Genomic DNA, 16,209 nt, shown 5'->3' with positions numbered 1-16,209 from the left:
CTGGAGGGAGCGGGGCCCGAGCCGCGCAAGGTCGCGCTCAGCGCACGAAGACCCCGGCCTGGCTCGCCAGGTTCAGGAAGTACTGCGGTGCCACACCCAGTACCAGCGTGACCGCCACACCCACCGCGATGGCCGTCGTGGTCAGCGCCGACGGCACGGCGACCGTCGGCCCCTCGGGCTTCGGCTCGCTGAAGAACATCAGCACGATCACGCGGATGTAGAAGAACGCCGCGATCGCCGACGAGATCACACCGACCACGACCAGTACGCCCGCGCCACCCTCGGCCGCCGCCTTGAACACGGCGAACTTTCCGGCGAATCCCGAGGTGAGCGGGATACCCGCGAAGGCCAGCAGGAAGACCGCGAACACCGCGGCCACCAACGGTGACCTGCGTCCCAGACCCGCCCACTTGGACAGGTGCGTGGCCTCGCCACCCGCGTCCCGTACGAGCGTGACGACGGCGAAGGCGCCGATCGTCACGAACGAGTACGCGCCCAGGTAGAAGAGGACCGACGACACGCCGTCGGGCGAGGTCGCGATGACACCCGCGAGGATGAATCCGGCGTGCGCGATCGACGAGTACGCCAGGAGTCGCTTGATGTCGGTCTGGGTGATCGCGACGATCGCACCGCCCAGCATGGTGACGATCGCCACGGCCCACATGACCGGCCGCCAGTCCCAGCGCAGGCCCGGCAGGACGACGTACAGCAGGCGCAGCAGCGCGCCGAACGCGGCCACCTTCGTCGCCGCCGCCATGAAGCCGGTGACCGGGGTCGGCGCGCCCTGGTAGACGTCCGGTGTCCACATGTGGAAGGGCACCGCGCCGACCTTGAAGAGCAGGCCCATGACGATCAGAGCCATTCCGATGAGCAGCAGTACGTCATTGCCCATGGTGCCGGCGAGCGCCGGGTCGACGTTCGTGACCGTGCCGTCGACGACATGCGCGATCGTCGCGTACGACACCGAGCCCGCGTAGCCGTACAGCAGGGCGATGCCGAAGAGCGTGAACGCGGAGGCGAAGGCACCGAGCAGGAAGTACTTGACCGCCGCCTCCTGCGACATGAGCCGCTTGCGGCGGGCCACGGCGCACAGGAGGTACAGCGGGAGGGAGAAGACTTCCAGCGCGATGAACAGCGTCAGCAGGTCGTTGGCCGACGGGAAGACCAGCATGCCGCTGATCGCGAAGAGCAGCAGGGGGAACACCTCGGTGGTGGTGAACCCGGCCTTCACGGCGGCCTTCTCGCTGTCGCTGCCCGGCACTGACGCGGCCTGCGCGGCGAAGGAGTCGACCCGGTTTCCGTGCGCCTCGGGGTCGAGGCGTCGCTCGGCGAAGGTGAAGACGCCGAGGATTCCGGCGAGCAGGATCGTGCCCTGGAGGAACAGGGACGGTCCGTCGACCGCGATCGCGCCCATCGCCGCGATGTGCGCCTTTGTCGTGCCGTATCCGCCCGCCGCGAGCGCGACGACCGCGGCGAACGCCGCGGCCAGTGCGACGACGGCGACGAACACCTGTGTGTAGTAACGCGACTTGCGCGGCACGAAGGCCTCGACCAGAACTCCGATGACCGCGGCACCGATAACGATCAAGGTGGGCGACAATTGCCCATATTCGATCTTCGGTGCGTTGATCTTGGAGATCGGCTCGGCCGCGGTTGCCGCCGTTGTCCACAGGCTGTGGACGGCTGATGCGCTCACTTGGCCGCCTCCACCGCGGGCTGGGGGTCCGTCTTGTGTACATCTGACATGGTCTGGTTGACCGCCGGGTTGACGATGTCGGTGAGCGGCTTCGGGTAGACGCCCAGGAAGATCAGCAGAGCGATCAGCGGGGCGACCACCAGGAGCTCGCGCACCCTGAGGTCGGGCATCTCGGCGACCTCGGCCTTGACCGGGCCCGTCATCGTCCGCTGGTAGAGGACGAGGGTGTAGAGCGCGGCGAGGACGATGCCGAAGGTGGCGACGATGCCGACGGCCGGGTAGCGCTCGAACGCGCCCACCAGAACCAGGAATTCACTCACGAAGGGTGCGAGACCCGGGAGCGACAGCGTCGCGAGGCCGCCGATCAGGAAGGTGCCCGCGAGCACCGGGGCGACTTTCTGCACCCCTCCGTAGTCGGCGATCAGACGCGAGCCGCGCCGCGAGATCAGGAAGCCGGCCACCAGCATCAGGGCGGCGGTCGAGATCCCGTGGTTGACCATGTAGAGCGTGGCGCCCGACTGGCCCTGACTGGTCATCGCGAAGATGCCCAGGATGATGAACCCGAAGTGCGAGATCGACGCGTAGGCGACCAGTCGCTTGATGTCCCGCTGTCCGACCGCGAGCAGCGCCCCGTAGATGATGCTGATCAGCGCCAGGACGAGGATCACGGGCGTCGCCCACTTGCTCGCCTCCGGGAAGAGCTGGAGGCAGAAGCGGAGCATCGCGAAGGTGCCGACCTTGTCGACGACCGCCGTGATCAGCACGGCGACCGGCGCGGTGGCCTCGCCCATGGCGTTGGGCAGCCAGGTGTGCAGCGGCCACAGGGGTGCCTTCACCGCGAAAGCGAAGAAGAAGCCGAGGAAGAGCCACCGCTCCGTACTGGTCGCCATGTGCAGCGAGCCGTTGGCCCGGGCCTGGACGATCTCCTGGAGCGAGAAACTTCCGGCCACCACGTAGAGGCCGATCACGGCGGCCAGCATGATCAGGCCGCCGACCAGGTTGTAGAGGAGGAACTTCACCGCGGCGTACGAGCGTTGGGTCGCCGCCACCTCGTCCCCGTGCTCGTGGGCCCGGTCCCCGAAGCCGCCGATCAGGAAGTACATCGGGATCAGCATGGCTTCGAAGAAGATGTAGAAGAGGAAGACGTCGGTGGCCTCGAAGGAGATGATCACCATCGCCTCGACGGCCAGGATCAGGGCGAAGAATCCCTGGGTCGGACGCCAGCGCCTGCTTCCGGTCTCGTGCGGGTCGGCGTCGTGCCAGCCCGCCAGGATCACGAACGGCATCAGCAGCGCGGTGAGCGCGACGAGCGCCACCCCGATCCCGTCCACGCCCAGCTGGTAACTCACCCCGAAGTCCGGGATCCAGGCGTGGGATTCGGTGAGCTGGTAACGGTCGCCGCCGGGGTCGAAACGCACCAGGGTGACCGCGGCGAGCACCAGGGTACCGAGGGAGACGAGCAGCGCCAGCCACTTGGCGGCGACGCGCTGCGCGGCCGGCACGGCGGCCGTGGCGATCGCCCCGAGGGCCGGGAGCGCCGCCGTCGCTGTCAGCAGAGGAAAGGACATCGGTATCAGACCGCCCTCATCAGCAGGGTCGCGGCGACGATGATCGCCGCACCGCCGAACATCGAGACCGCGTAACTGCGCGCATAGCCGTTCTGCAGCTTGCGCAGCCGCCCGGAGAGGCCGCCCACCGAGGCAGCCGTCCCGTTGACGACTCCGTCGACCAAGGTGTGGTCGACGTACACCAGGGAGCGGGTGAGGTGCTCACCGCCGCGCACCAGCACGACATGGTTGAAGTCGTCCTGGTACAGGTCGCGTCGGGCCGCCCGGGTGAGCAGGGAGCCGCGAGGGGCGACGACCGGGACGGAGCTGCGGCCGTACTGGAGGTAGGCGATGCCGACACCGACGACCAGCAGCACCATGGTGGCCATGGTGACCGTGAGGGCGCTCACGGGCGAGTTGCCCTCCGAGTACCCGGTGACCGGCTCCAGCCAGTGCAGGAAGCGGTCGCCGATGCTGAAGTAGCCACCCAAGAAGACCGACCCGAAGGCCAGCACGATCATCGGGATCGTCATGATCCTCGGCGACTCGTGCGGGTGCGGCTCATGCCCGTCCGCGTCGGGCTGCCAGCGCTTCTCCCCGAAGAAGGTCATGATCATCACACGCGTCATGTAGTACGCCGTGATCGCCGCGCCCAGCAGAGTCACGCTGCCGAGGATCCAGCCCTCGGTGCCGCCCTTGGCGAAGGCCGCTTCGATGATCTTGTCCTTGGAAAAGAAGCCGGACAGGCCCGGGAAACCGATGATCGCGAGATAGCCGAGGCCGAAGGTCACGAACGTGATCGGCATGTACTTCCTGAGGCCGCCGAACTTCCTCATGTCGACCTCGTCGTTCATGCCATGCATGACCGAACCGGCGCCGAGGAAGAGCCCGGCCTTGAAGAAGCCGTGCGTCACCAGGTGCATGATCGCGAAGACGTAACCGATGGGGCCGAGGCCCGCCGCCAGCACCATGTAGCCGATCTGCGACATGGTCGAGCCGGCGAGCGCCTTCTTGATGTCGTCCTTCGCGCAACCGACGATCGCACCGAACAGGAGCGTGACCCCGCCCACGACGGTGACGACGAGCTGGGCGTCGGGCGCAGCGTTGAAGACGGCGGCCGAGCGCACGATCAGGTACACACCCGCGGTCACCATGGTGGCGGCGTGGATGAGGGCCGAGACCGGGGTCGGGCCCTCCATCGCGTCCCCGAGCCAGGACTGCAGCGGCACCTGCGCGGACTTGCCGCAGGCGGCGAGCAGCAGCAGCAGCCCGACGGCGGTGAGCTTGCCCTCGGTGGCGCCCCCGACCAGCCCCGGGTGCCCCTCGGTGCCGAGCAGGGGCCCGAAGGCGAAGGTTCCGAAGGTCGTGAACATCAGCATGATGGCGATGGACAGGCCCATGTCGCCGACGCGGTTGACCAGGAAGGCCTTCTTGGCGGCGGTGGCCGCGCTGGGCTTGTGCTGCCAGAAGCCGATCAGCAGGTACGAGGCGAGACCGACGCCCTCCCAGCCGACGTACAGCAGAAGGTAGTTGTCGGCGAGGACGAGCAGCAGCATCGCCGCCAGGAACAGGTTCAGATAGCCGAAGAAGCGGCGGCGGCGCTCGTCGTGCTCCATGTACCCGACCGAGTACAGGTGGATCAGCGAGCCGACGCCGGTGATCAGCAGGACGAACGTCATCGACAGCTGGTCGAGCTGGAAGCCGACGTCCGCCCGGAAGTTTCCGACGGCGATCCAGCTGTACAGATGCTGCGTGAAGGTCCGGTCCTCAGGACCCTTCCCCAGCATGTCGGCGAAGAGCACGGCGGCGATCACGAAGGAGGTGGCCGCGAGGGCGGTACCGATCCACTGGCCGACGGCATCGAGCCGCCGGCCGCCGCACAGCAGGACGACCGCTCCGAGCAGAGGCGCCGCTACCAGCAGCGCAATCAGGTTCTCCACGATTCAGCGACCCCTTACAGCTTCATCAGGCTGGCGTCGTCGACCGAGGCCGAGTGGCGGGAACGGAACAGCGACACGATGATCGCGAGCCCGACCACGACTTCCGCGGCGGCGACGACCATCGTGAAGAAGGCGATGATCTGGCCGTCGAGATTGCCGTGCATCCGGGAGAAGGCGACGAAGGTGAGGTTGCAGGCATTGAGCATGAGCTCGATGCACATGAACACCACGATCGCGTTCCGCCTGATCAGCACACCGGTGGCGCCGATCGTGAACAACAGGGCGGCGAGATAGAGGTAGTTGACCGGATTCACTTGGACGCCTCCTCCGTCTTCGTGCGCTCCAGGCGCTCCTCGGCACGCTGCTCCAGCGCCTTCAGATCGTTCAGCGCTTCGGCCGACACGTCGCGGATCTGCCCGCGGTCGCGCAGCGTCTTGCTGACGGTCAGTTCGGACGGAGTGCCGTCGGGGAGCAGGCCCGGGATGTCCACCGCGTTGTGCCGGGCGTAGACACCGGGTGCCGGCAGCGGCGGTACGTGCTTGCCCTCGCGTACGCGCTGCTCGGACAGCTCGCGCTGGGTCTTGGGCCGCTCGGTGCGCTCGCGGTGCGTCAGCACCATGGCGCCGACGGCGGCCGTGATGAGCAGGGCGCCGGTGATCTCGAAGGCGAACACGTACTTCGTGAAGATGAGGGCGGCGAGGCCCTCCACGTTGCCGTTCGCGTTCGCCTTCCCCAGGCCGTCGAAGTCCTTGATGGACGCGTTGCCGATACCGGCGAACATCAGGACACCGAAGCCGATTCCGCAGACCAGGGCCAGCCAGCGCTGCCCCTTGATGGTCTCCTTCAGCGAGTCCGCCGCGGTGACACCGACGAGCATGACGACGAAGAGGAAGAGCATCATGATCGCGCCGGTGTAGACGACGATCTGGACGACGCCCAGGAAGTACGCGCCGTTGGCGAGGTAGAACACCGCCAGGATGATCATGGTCCCGGCGAGGCACAGCGCGCTGTGCACGGCCTTCCTCATGAAAACGGTGCACAGGGCGCCGATCACCGCGACGGTGCCGAGGACCCAGAACTGGAAGGCCTCTCCGGTGGAGGTGGAGTACGCGGCCAGGTCGGTCATGCCTCCGCCCCCTCTCCGGAGGCCGCGCCCGACGGAGTCGCCGAGGGGTGCAACTCGCCCTTGGAGACGGCCACCTGGCGCTCGGTGCCGGGCGCCGCCTCGGTCACCAGACCCCGGTAGTAGTCCTGCTCATCCGTGCCCGGGAAGATCGAGTGCGGTGTCTCGACCATGCCTTCCTCGAGTCCGGCGAGCAGCTGCTCCTTGGTGTAGATGAGGTTGGCGCGGCTGGTGTCGGCGAGCTCGAACTCGTTCGTCATCGTCAGCGCGCGCGTGGGGCACGCCTCGATGCACAGGCCGCACAGGATGCAGCGGGCGTAGTTGATCTGGTAGACGCGGCCGTAGCGCTCGCCCGGGGAGTAGCGCTCCTCCTCGGTGTTGTCCGCGCCCTCCACGTAGATGGCGTCCGCGGGGCAGGCCCAGGCGCACAACTCGCAGCCGACGCACTTCTCCAGGCCGTCCGGATGGCGGTTGAGCTGGTGCCGGCCGTGGAACCGCGGTGCGGTGGTCTTCTGCTGCTCCGGGTATTGCTCGGTCAGCCGCTTCTTGAACATGGCCTTGAAGGTCACGCCGAAACCGGCGACGGGGTTCTGGAAACCCGGTTTGGTCTCCTTCGGCTCCTCAGCCATCGGACCCCTCCTTTCCGTCACGAGATCCGGTAACCGAACCATCACTCGCAGTATCGGACCCGCCACTGACAATCAGCTCCCGCTCATGGCGCGGACGGCGCCGCGGTACCGGCGGCAGCTCCTGGCCGGGCAGCGGGGGCACGGGGAATCCACCGGCCATCGGGTCGAAGGCGGCGGGCTCGGCGGGCGTCTCCTGGGCCCCCTGCTTGTCGCGGAAGATGTCCGCCACGAACGACAGCAACAGGAGAACGAGGACGCCTCCGCCGACGTACAGGGCGATGTTCGCGAAGGCGACGTGCTCGTTGCGCAGCGTCCGTACCGTCGCGACGAGCATCAGCCAGACCACGGAGACCGGGATGAGGACCTTCCAGCCGAGCTTCATCAGCTGGTCGTAGCGGACGCGCGGCAGCGTGCCGCGCAGCCAGATGAAGAAGAACAGCAGAAGCTGCACCTTCACCACGAACCAGAGCATCGGCCACCAACCGTGGTTGGCGCCCTCCCAGAAGCTGCTGATCGGCCACGGGGCCCGCCAGCCGCCCAGGAAGAGCGTCGTCGCCACGGCCGAGACCGTCACCATGTTCACGTACTCGGCGAGCATGAACAGCGCGAACTTGATCGACGAGTACTCGGTGTTGAAGCCGCCGACGAGGTCGCCCTCGGACTCCGGCATGTCGAAGGGGGCCCGGTTGGTCTCGCCGATCATCGTCACGATGTAGATGAGGAACGAGACCGGCAGCAGGACGATGTACCAGCGGTCGTGCTGCTGCTCGACGATCGTCGAGGTCGACATCGACCCGGAGTAGAGGAACACCGAGGCGAACGCGGCGCCCATGGCGATCTCGTACGAGATCATCTGCGCACAGGACCGCAGACCGCCCAGCAGCGGATAGGTGGATCCGGAACTCCAGCCGGCGAGCACGATCCCGTAGATGCCCACCGAGGCCACCGCGAGGATGTAGAGCATCGCGATCGGCAGGTCGGTGAGCTGCATCGTGGTGCGCTGGCCGAAGATCGAGATCTCGTCGTCCGCGGGCCCGAAGGGGATCACGGCGATCGCCATGAAGGCCGGGATGGCCGCGACGATCGGCGCGAGGACGTAGACCACCTTGTCCGCGCGCTTGACGATGAGGTCTTCCTTCAGCATCAGCTTCACGCCGTCGGCGAGCGACTGGAGCATCCCCCAGGGCCCGTGCCGGTTGGGGCCGATGCGCAGCTGCATCCAGGCGACGACCTTGCGCTCCCACACGATGGAGAAGAGCACGGTCACCATCAGGAAGGCGAAGCAGAACACCGCCTTGACGACGACCAGCCACCAGGGGTCGTGGCCGAAGACCGAGAGGTCTTCAGCGGCGAGGTACGGCGTCATGCCTCCACCTCCTTGGGGGCCTCGGCGGCGATCGTCGCCGGGCCGATGCGGACGAGTGCGCCGGGCAGCGCGCCGGTGTCGGAGGCGACGCCCCCACCGGTCGAGTTCAGCGGGAGCCAGACCACCCGGTCGGGCATCTCGGCGATCTGCAGCGGGAGTTCGGCCACTCCGGCGGGACCGGTCACGGCGAGGACGTCGCCGTTCTTGACCCCGGCCTCGGCGGCGGTGGCGGCCGACACGCGCGCGTGTGCGGCGTGCCGGGTCCCGGCGAGCGCGTCGTCGCCCTCCTGGAGACGTCCCTGGTCCAGCAGCAGCCGGTGCCCGGCCAGTACGGCCTCGCCGGCGGCCGGACGGGGCAACTGCACCCCGGTCTCCAGGGGTTCGGTGGCATGCGGCCCGTCCCAGGCGCCGAGCCGGTCGAGCTCCCCGCGCGTGGTGCGCAGATCCGGCAGCCCCAGGTGTACGTCCATGGCGTCGGCCAGCATCTGCAGGACGCGCGCGTCGGTGGGTGCCAGAGGCCGGGTCATCTGGTCGGGCTTGAGAGCCGCCTCGAAGGAGCGGACCCTGCCTTCCCAGTTGAGGAAGCTTCCGGGCTTCTCGGCGACCGCGGCGACCGGCAGAACAACGTCCGCGTGCTCGGTGACCTCACTGGGCCGCAGTTCGAGCGAGACCAGGAAGCCCACCTCGGACAGTGCCGTACGCGCGCGTGCCGGGTCGGGAAGGTCGGCTACCTCAACGCCCGCGACCACCAGGGCCCGCAGTTCGCCGCCGGCGGCCGCCTCCACGATCTGGCCGGTGTCACGGCCGTAGCGGTGCGGAAGTTCGGAGACGCCCCAGGCGGCCGCGACCTCGTCCCGCGCGCGCGGGTCGGTGGCCGGGCGTCCGCCCGGCAGCAGCGAAGGAAGCGCTCCCGCCTCGATCGCGCCGCGCTCCCCGGCCCGGCGCGGGATCCACACCAGTCGGGCACCGGTGGCGGAGGCGGCCCGCACGGCGGCGGTCAGCCCGCCCGCCACGGCGGCCAGCCGCTCACCGACGGCGATCACCGCGCCCTCGGCGCGCAGCGCCTCGGCTGCCTTGGCGCCGTCGCCCTCCAGGCCGACACCGCTCGCGAGCGCGTCCAGCCACTCCGTCTCGGTGCCGGGCGCGGCCGGCAACAGCGTGCCGCCCGCCTTCTCCAGGCCGCGTGTGGCGTGCGTGGCGAGGGAGAAGGTCTTCTGCCCGTGCCCGCGCCATGCCTTGCGCAGCCGCAGGAAGACGCCGGGGGCCTCCTCCTCGGACTCGAAGCCCGCCAGCAGAACGGCGGGCGCCTTCTCCAGAGAGGTGTACGTGACGCCGGTACCGTCGAGGTCCCGGCCGCGTCCGGCGACCCGGGCGGCCAGGAAGTCGGCCTCCTCGGAGCTGTGCACGCGCGCGCGGAAGTCGATGTCGTTCGTGTCGAGGGCCACGCGCGCGAACTTGCTGTACGCGTAGGAGTCCTCGACGGTGAGCCGGCCGCCGGTGAGGACACCGGCCCGGCCGCGGGCCGCCGTCAGCCCCTGCGCGGCGGCCTCCAGGGCCTCCGGCCAGGACGCGGGCTCAAGGACGCCCTCGGCGTTGCGCACCAGGGGCGTGTCCAGGCGGTCGCGCTGCTGCGCGTACCGGAACCCGAACCGCCCCTTGTCGCAGAGCCACTCCTCGTTGACCTCGGGGTCCGGCGACGCGAGGCGCCGCATCACCTTGCCGCGCCGGTGGTCGGTGCGCGTCGCGCAGCCGCCGGAGCAGTGCTCGCACACGGAGTGCGAGGAGATGAGGTCGAAGGGGCGCGAGCGGAAGCGATACGCCGCCGACGTGAGCGCGCCCACCGGGCAGATCTGGATCGTGTTCCCGGAGAAGTACGACTCGAACGGGTCGCCGTCGCCGGTGCCGACCTGCTGGAGCGCGCCCCGCTCGATCAGCTCGATCATGGGGTCGCCCGCGATCTGGTTGGAGAAGCGGGTGCAGCGGGCGCACAGCACGCACCGCTCGCGGTCGAGCAGCACCTGTGTGGAGATCGGGACCGGCTTCTCGTACGTCCGCTTCTTGCCTTCGAACCGGGACTCGGCCTGGCCGTGCGACATGGCCTGGTTCTGCAGGGGGCACTCGCCGCCCTTGTCGCAGACCGGGCAGTCCAGCGGGTGGTTGATGAGCAGCAGCTCCATCACACCGTGCTGTGCCTTCTCGGCGACCGGCGAGGTGAGTTGAGTCTTGACGACCATCCCGTCCGTACAGGTGATCGTGCAGGACGCCATGGGCTTGCGCTGGCCCTCGACCTCGACGATGCACTGGCGGCAGGCGCCGGCCGGGTCGAGGAGCGGGTGGTCGCAGAACCGGGGGATCTCGATGCCGAGTTGTTCGGCGGCCCGGATGACCAGGGTGCCCTTGGGCACGCTCATCTCTACGCCGTCGATCGTCAGCGAGACGAGATCCTCCGGCGGGACCGCCGCTTCCCCGCCTCCGGAGGGAGCGCTGGTGGTCACTGTCATGCGTTCACCTCCGTGTGCTTGTCCGCCCAGGCCGTGGACCTGGCCGGGTCGAAGGGGCAGCCGCGGCCCGTGATGTGCTGCTCGTACTCCTCGCGGAAGTACTTGAGCGAGGAGAAGATCGGCGAGGCGGCACCGTCGCCGAGGGCGCAGAAGGACTTGCCGTTGATGTTGTCGGCGATGTCGTTGAGTTTGTCGAGGTCGGACATGACGCCCTTGCCGGCCTCGATGTCGCGCAGCAACTGCACGAGCCAGTACGTTCCCTCACGGCATGGCGTGCACTTGCCGCAGGACTCGTGGGCGTAGAACTCGGTCCAGCGGGTGACGGCGCGGACGACGCAGGTCGTCTCGTCGAAGCACTGGAGTGCTTTCGTGCCGAGCATGGAACCCGCGGCGCCCACTCCTTCGTAATCAAGAGGGACGTCGAGATGCTCGTCGGTGAACATCGGGGTCGAGGAGCCGCCCGGCGTCCAGAACTTCAGCCGGTGACCGGGGCGCATCCCGCCGCTCATGCCGAGGAGTTGACGCAATGTGATCCCGAGCGGTGCCTCGTATTGGCCGGGACTGGCGACATGGCCGCTGAGCGAGTAAAGCGTGAAGCCCGGAGACTTCTCGCTGCCCATCGACCTGAACCATTCCTTGCCATTTTGGAGAATTGCGGGAACTGACGCGATCGACTCGACGTTATTTACAACAGTTGGACACGCATAGAGGCCCGCGACAGCAGGGAAAGGGGGACGGAGCCGCGGTTGACCACGGCGGCCTTCGAGCGAGTCGAGCAGCGCGGTCTCCTCACCGCAGATGTACGCGCCCGCGCCCGCGTGCACGGTGAGCTGGAGGTCGAGTCCGCTGCCCAGGATGTTCTCGCCGAGGTAACCCGCCGCGTAGGCCTCACGTACGGCCTCGTGCAACCGCCGCAGTACGGGGACCACTTCACCGCGGAGATAGATGAAGGCATGCGAAGACCGGATGGCATAGCACGCGATCACAATGCCCTCGATGAGGCTGTGCGGGTTCGCGAAGAGGAGCGGGATGTCCTTGCAGGTTCCCGGTTCCGACTCGTCGGCGTTGACAACTAGATAGTGAGGTTTGCCATCTCCCTGGGGAATGAACTGCCATTTCATTCCGGTCGGGAATCCTGCACCGCCGCGGCCCCGCAGCCCGGAGTCCTTGACGTACGCGATCAGGTCGTCCGGTGACATGGCGAGTGCCTTGCGCAGGCCCTCGTACCCCTCGTGCCTTCGGTAGACGTCCAGCGACCAGGACCTGTCCTCGTCCCAGAAGGCCGACAGCACGGGTGCGAGCAGCTTTTCGGGACTCGTTTCGTTGATCTCGGCTGCCAAGGTCATCACTCCCCCTCCTCTGCCACAGGACCCGCCGGGTGGGACGGGTCGGAGGCCGACGTGTCCTGCGGCGCGTCGTGCGAGCTCGGGTGCTCGGCGGGCCGCTGGTTCTGAGGCGCCCCTCCGCCTCGCGGGTGCACCACGCGCGCGGGGGCGCTCTCCCCCTTGGCCAGCCGCAGCCCCACCAGTGACGCGTGGCCCGCGCTGCCGCCGGCCTCCACCGCGCCCTCGCGCTCGTCGGGGAAGCCCGCCAGGATCCTGGCGGTGTCCTTGAAGGTGCACAGCCTGGCGCCTCGGGTCGGGTCGACGTCCGCGCCCGCGCGGAGGTCGTCGACGAGACGCTTGGCCGAGTCCACGGTCTGGTTGTCGAAGAACTCCCAGTTGACCATCACGACCGGCGCGAAGTCGCAGGCCGCGTTGCACTCGATGTGCTCCAGGGTGACCTTGCCGTCGCCGGTGGTCTCTCCGTTGCCGACGCCCAGGTGGTCCTGGAGGGCTTCGAAGATGGCGTCGCCGCCCATGACGGCACACAGGGTGTTGGTGCAGACACCCACCTGATAGTCACCGCTCGGCTTGCGCCGGTACATCGAGTAGAAGGTCGCGACCGCGGTGACCTCGGCCGTCGTCAGGCCCAGTACCTCCGCGCAGAACCGCTGTCCCGTGCGCGTGACGTGGCCCTCCTGCGACTGCACGAGATGCAGCAACGGAAGGAGCGCCGAGCGGGAGTCGGGGTAGCGGGCGATGATCTCGCGCGCGTCCGCCTCCAGCCGGGCTCGGACATCGGCCGGGTAGTCGGGCGCGGGCAGTTGGGGCATGCCCAGGCTGACGCCCTCGGGGGTGGTGGTCACCGGTCGACGCCTCCCATCACGGGGTCGATGGACGCGACGGCGACGATGACGTCGGCGACCTGGCCGCCTTCGCACATCGCCGCCATGGCCTGCAGGTTGGTGAAGGACGGGTCACGGAAGTGGACCCGGTAGGGGCGGGTGCCTCCGTCGGAGACGACGTGCACCCCGAGCTCGCCCTTGGGCGACTCGACCGCCGCGTACGCCTGTCCCGGCGGCACGCGGAAGCCCTCGGTCACCAGCTTGAAGTGGTGGATCAGGGCCTCCATGGAGGTGCCCATGATCTTCTTGATGTGGTCGAGCGAGTTGCCGAGACCGTCGGGGCCGAGCGCGAGCTGGGCGGGCCAGGCGATCTTCTTGTCGGCGACCATGACCGGGCCGGGCTGCAGCCGGTCCAGGCACTGCTCGATGATCCGCAGCGACTGGCGCATCTCCTCCAGGCGGATCAGGAAGCGCCCGTAGGAGTCGCAGGTGTCGGCGGTCGGGACCTCGAAGTCATAGGTCTCGTAGCCGCAGTACGGCTGGGTCTTGCGCAGGTCGTGCGGCAGGCCCGCCGAGCGCAGGACCGGGCCGGTGGCACCGAGGGCCATGCAGCCGGCCAGGTCGAGGTAGCCGACGTCCTGCATGCGGGCCTTGAAGATGGGGTTCCCGGTGGCGAGCTTGTCGTACTCGGGAAGGTTTTTCGTCATCTTCTTCACGAACTCGCGGATCTGGTCCACCGCGCCCGGGGGCAGGTCCTGGGCGAGTCCGCCGGGGCGGATGAACGCGTGGTTCATCCGCAGGCCGGTGATCAGCTCGTAGATGTCGAGAATGAGCTCACGGTCGCGGAAGCCGTAGATCATGATCGTGGTGGCGCCCAGCTCCATGCCGCCGGTGGCGATGCACACCAGGTGGGAGGAGAGCCGGTTCAGCTCCATGAGGAGCACGCGGATGATCGTGGCGCGGTCCGTGATCTCATCCGTGATGCCGAGGAGCTTCTCGACGGCGAGGCAGTACGCCGTCTCGTTGAAGAACGGCGTCAGGTAGTCCATGCGCGTCACGAACGTGGTGCCCTGGGTCCACGTACGGAACTCGAGGTTCTTCTCGATACCGGTGTGGAGGTAGCCGATGCCGCAGCGGGCCTCGGTGACCGTCTCGCCGTCGATCTCCAGGATGAGCCGGAGCACGCCGTGGGTGGACGGGTGCTGCGGGCCCATGTTGACGATGATGCGCTCGTCGTCGGACTTGGCCGCCGACTGGGCGATCTCGTCCCAGTCGCCGCCGGTGACCGTATATACGGTGCCCTCGGTCGTCTCGCGGGCCGAAGCGGCTGATGCCCCGGAAGGGGTCTGCGTGCTCATGAGTACGACCTCCGCTGGTCCGGAGCCGGGATCTGGGCGCCCTTGTACTCGACGGGGATGCCGCCGAGGGGATAGTCCTTGCGCTGCGGGTGGCCCTGCCAGTCGTCCGGCATCATGATCCGCGTCAGCGCAGGGTGGCCGTCGAAGATCAGCCCGAAGAAGTCGTACGTCTCGCGCTCGTGCCAGTCGTTCGTCGGATAGACGGAGACGAGCGACGGGACGTGCGGGTCCGCGTCGGGGGCACTGACCTCCAGGCGGATCAGCCGGTTGTGGGTGATCGAGCGCAGGTGGTAGACGGCGTGCAGCTCGCGGCCCTTGTCGTGCAGGTAGTGGACGCCGGAGACGCCGGTGCACAGCTCGAACCGGAGAGCCGGGTCGTCGCGCAGGGTCTGGGCGACGGGGAGCAGGTACTCGCGTTCGATGTGGAAGGTGATCTCGTCGCGGTCGACGACCGTCTTGTCGATGACGTTCTCCGGGACGAGTCCCTGTTCCTCCAGGGCGCCCTCCAGCTCGTCGGCCACCTCGTCGAACCAGCCCCCGTAGGGGCGGGTGGCCTCGCCGGGGAGCCGGATCGAGCGGACCAGGCCGCCGTAGCCGGAGGTGTCGCCGCCGTTCTCGGCGCCGAACATGCCGCGCTGGACGCGGATCTCCTCGCCCTTGTCGCCTCGCTGGCCGGGAAGGTTGGAGGCGCCGAGGTCCTTCTCTGGGTTGACCCCGTTGCCGTTCGCGTCGCTCACTGCAGCAGGCCCTTCATCTCGATGGTGGGAAGCGCCTTGAGCGCCGCTTCCTCCGCCTCGCGGGCCGCCTCCTCGGCGTTCACGCCGAGCTTGGAGGTCTGGATCTTCTGGTGGAGCTTGAGAATCGCGTCCATCAGCATCTCGGGCCGCGGCGGACATCCGGGCAAATAGATGTCGACCGGGACGATGTGGTCGACGCCCTGCACAATGGCGTAATTGTTGAACATTCCGCCTGATGACGCACAAACTCCCATGGAGATAACCCACTTGGGGTTGGGCATCTGGTCGTAGACCTGCCGCAGCACCGGCGCCATCTTCTGGCTCACCCGGCCGGCCACGATCATCAGGTCGGCCTGGCGGGGTGACCCGCGGAAGACCTCCATACCGAAGCGCGCCAGGTCGTAACGCCCGGCGCCCGTCGTCATCATCTCGATGGCGCAGCAGGCAAGTCCGAATGTCGCGGGGAAGACGGACGCCTTGCGCACCCAGCCCGCGGCCTGCTCGACGGTGGTCAGCAGGAATCCGCTCGGCAGCTTTTCTTCGAGTCCCATGTCTTAAAGGCCCCTCAGTCCCATTCCAGGCCGCCGCGCCGCCATACGTACGCGTACGCCACGAAGACGGTGAGCACGAAGAGCAGCATCTCCACGAGCCCGAAAACACCCAGGGCGTCAAAGGTGACGGCCCAGGGGTAGAGGAAGACGATCTCGATGTCGAAGACGATGAAGAGCATCGCCGTCAGGTAGTACTTGATGGGAAAACGCCCGCCGCCGACCGGCGTGGGGGTCGGCTCGATGCCGCACTCGTACGCGTCGAGCTTGGCGCGGTTGTACCGCTTCGGACCGATCAGCGTGGCCATGACCACGGAGAAGATCGCAAAGCCTGCCCCGAGGGCTCCCAGTACGAGGATCGGCGCATACGCGTTCACGCTCCTCGCTCCTCTCAGTCGGCACTGACTGGTGGCGGTTCGGCGAGCCTGCACCCCTGCCTCGTCCGCACCACGAACCCCGCCCGTCCCGGCGAAGATCGCGGACATGTGAAGCAGGTCACAAGCCCAACTGCCTCGCATCTTATGCCCGGCGGTCTGTGATCTGCGACACGGGGTATTACACAAGCTTTGTGATCTCCACCACCTGACGAACGATCAT

The 16,209-nt window shown here is 68.1% G+C and carries 14 protein-coding genes; all 14 read right to left on the bottom strand.

Translation table 11 applies throughout. The annotated features are described in order from the left end of the window. Window positions 1-37: 37 nt before the first annotated feature. Genes nuoN through ACZ4N5_RS27500 form a run of 14 tightly spaced genes read right to left on the bottom strand, consistent with a single transcriptional unit; the run spans window position 38 to window position 15,989 of the window. Window positions 38-1,696: an NADH-quinone oxidoreductase subunit NuoN gene (gene nuoN / locus ACZ4N5_RS27565; RefSeq protein ID WP_467759726.1), complete on the bottom strand. Its 1,659-nt coding sequence runs from the start codon at window positions 1,694-1,696 to the stop codon at window positions 38-40. After that, window positions 1,693-3,264, bottom strand: a complete 1,572-nt coding sequence (locus ACZ4N5_RS27560; RefSeq protein ID WP_467759725.1) for an NADH-quinone oxidoreductase subunit M — start codon at window positions 3,262-3,264, stop codon at window positions 1,693-1,695. Before ACZ4N5_RS27560 ends, nuoN begins: the two co-directional genes overlap by 4 nt. Window positions 3,265-3,269: 5 nt before the next feature. Continuing rightward, complete coding sequence (nuoL, locus tag ACZ4N5_RS27555) at window positions 3,270-5,183, bottom strand: NADH-quinone oxidoreductase subunit L (protein WP_467759724.1); 1,914 nt, start codon at window positions 5,181-5,183, stop codon at window positions 3,270-3,272. Window positions 5,184-5,197: 14 nt separating this feature from the next. Then, complete coding sequence (gene nuoK, locus ACZ4N5_RS27550; protein ID WP_261704931.1) at window positions 5,198-5,497, bottom strand: NADH-quinone oxidoreductase subunit NuoK; 300 nt, start codon at window positions 5,495-5,497, stop codon at window positions 5,198-5,200. Continuing rightward, entirely contained in the window at window positions 5,494-6,309 is an 816-nt protein-coding gene (locus ACZ4N5_RS27545) for an NADH-quinone oxidoreductase subunit J (protein ID WP_467759723.1), read from the bottom strand. Before ACZ4N5_RS27545 ends, nuoK begins: the two co-directional genes overlap by 4 nt. Continuing rightward, on the bottom strand, window positions 6,306-6,935 hold the full coding sequence (nuoI, locus tag ACZ4N5_RS27540; protein WP_467759722.1) for an NADH-quinone oxidoreductase subunit NuoI: 630 nt from the start codon (window positions 6,933-6,935) through the stop codon (window positions 6,306-6,308). The genes ACZ4N5_RS27545 and nuoI overlap by 4 nt, the downstream gene beginning before the upstream one ends. Continuing rightward, a complete protein-coding gene (nuoH, locus tag ACZ4N5_RS27535) occupies window positions 6,928-8,301 on the bottom strand; it encodes an NADH-quinone oxidoreductase subunit NuoH (RefSeq protein WP_467759721.1) in 1,374 nt (457 codons plus the stop codon). The genes nuoI and nuoH overlap by 8 nt, the downstream gene beginning before the upstream one ends. Continuing rightward, window positions 8,298-10,802, bottom strand: coding sequence for an NADH-quinone oxidoreductase subunit G (locus ACZ4N5_RS27530; RefSeq protein ID WP_467759720.1), 2,505 nt, complete (start codon window positions 10,800-10,802; stop codon window positions 8,298-8,300). Before ACZ4N5_RS27530 ends, nuoH begins: the two co-directional genes overlap by 4 nt. Next, window positions 10,799-12,151, bottom strand: coding sequence for an NADH-quinone oxidoreductase subunit NuoF (gene nuoF, locus ACZ4N5_RS27525; RefSeq protein WP_401338915.1), 1,353 nt, complete (start codon window positions 12,149-12,151; stop codon window positions 10,799-10,801). Before nuoF ends, ACZ4N5_RS27530 begins: the two co-directional genes overlap by 4 nt. After that, window positions 12,148-12,990, bottom strand: coding sequence for an NADH-quinone oxidoreductase subunit NuoE (gene nuoE, locus ACZ4N5_RS27520; protein ID WP_467759719.1), 843 nt, complete (start codon window positions 12,988-12,990; stop codon window positions 12,148-12,150). Before nuoE ends, nuoF begins: the two co-directional genes overlap by 4 nt. Continuing rightward, window positions 12,987-14,327: an NADH-quinone oxidoreductase subunit D gene (locus tag ACZ4N5_RS27515; RefSeq protein ID WP_467759718.1), complete on the bottom strand. Its 1,341-nt coding sequence runs from the start codon at window positions 14,325-14,327 to the stop codon at window positions 12,987-12,989. Before ACZ4N5_RS27515 ends, nuoE begins: the two co-directional genes overlap by 4 nt. Continuing rightward, window positions 14,324-15,064: an NADH-quinone oxidoreductase subunit C gene (locus tag ACZ4N5_RS27510; protein WP_467759717.1), complete on the bottom strand. Its 741-nt coding sequence runs from the start codon at window positions 15,062-15,064 to the stop codon at window positions 14,324-14,326. Before ACZ4N5_RS27510 ends, ACZ4N5_RS27515 begins: the two co-directional genes overlap by 4 nt. After that, window positions 15,061-15,615: a NuoB/complex I 20 kDa subunit family protein gene (locus ACZ4N5_RS27505; protein WP_062151585.1), complete on the bottom strand. Its 555-nt coding sequence runs from the start codon at window positions 15,613-15,615 to the stop codon at window positions 15,061-15,063. Before ACZ4N5_RS27505 ends, ACZ4N5_RS27510 begins: the two co-directional genes overlap by 4 nt. A gap of 14 nt (window positions 15,616-15,629) precedes the next feature. Then, entirely contained in the window at window positions 15,630-15,989 is a 360-nt protein-coding gene (locus ACZ4N5_RS27500; protein ID WP_037627175.1) for an NADH-quinone oxidoreductase subunit A, read from the bottom strand. Between the last annotated feature and the right edge of the window lie 220 nt (window positions 15,990-16,209).

It is taken from the genome of Streptomyces sp. NPDC026500 (assembly GCF_055567635.1).
The sequence above is the reverse complement of the archived record's forward strand: the minus strand, read 5'-3'. Positions and strand labels throughout refer to the sequence as shown.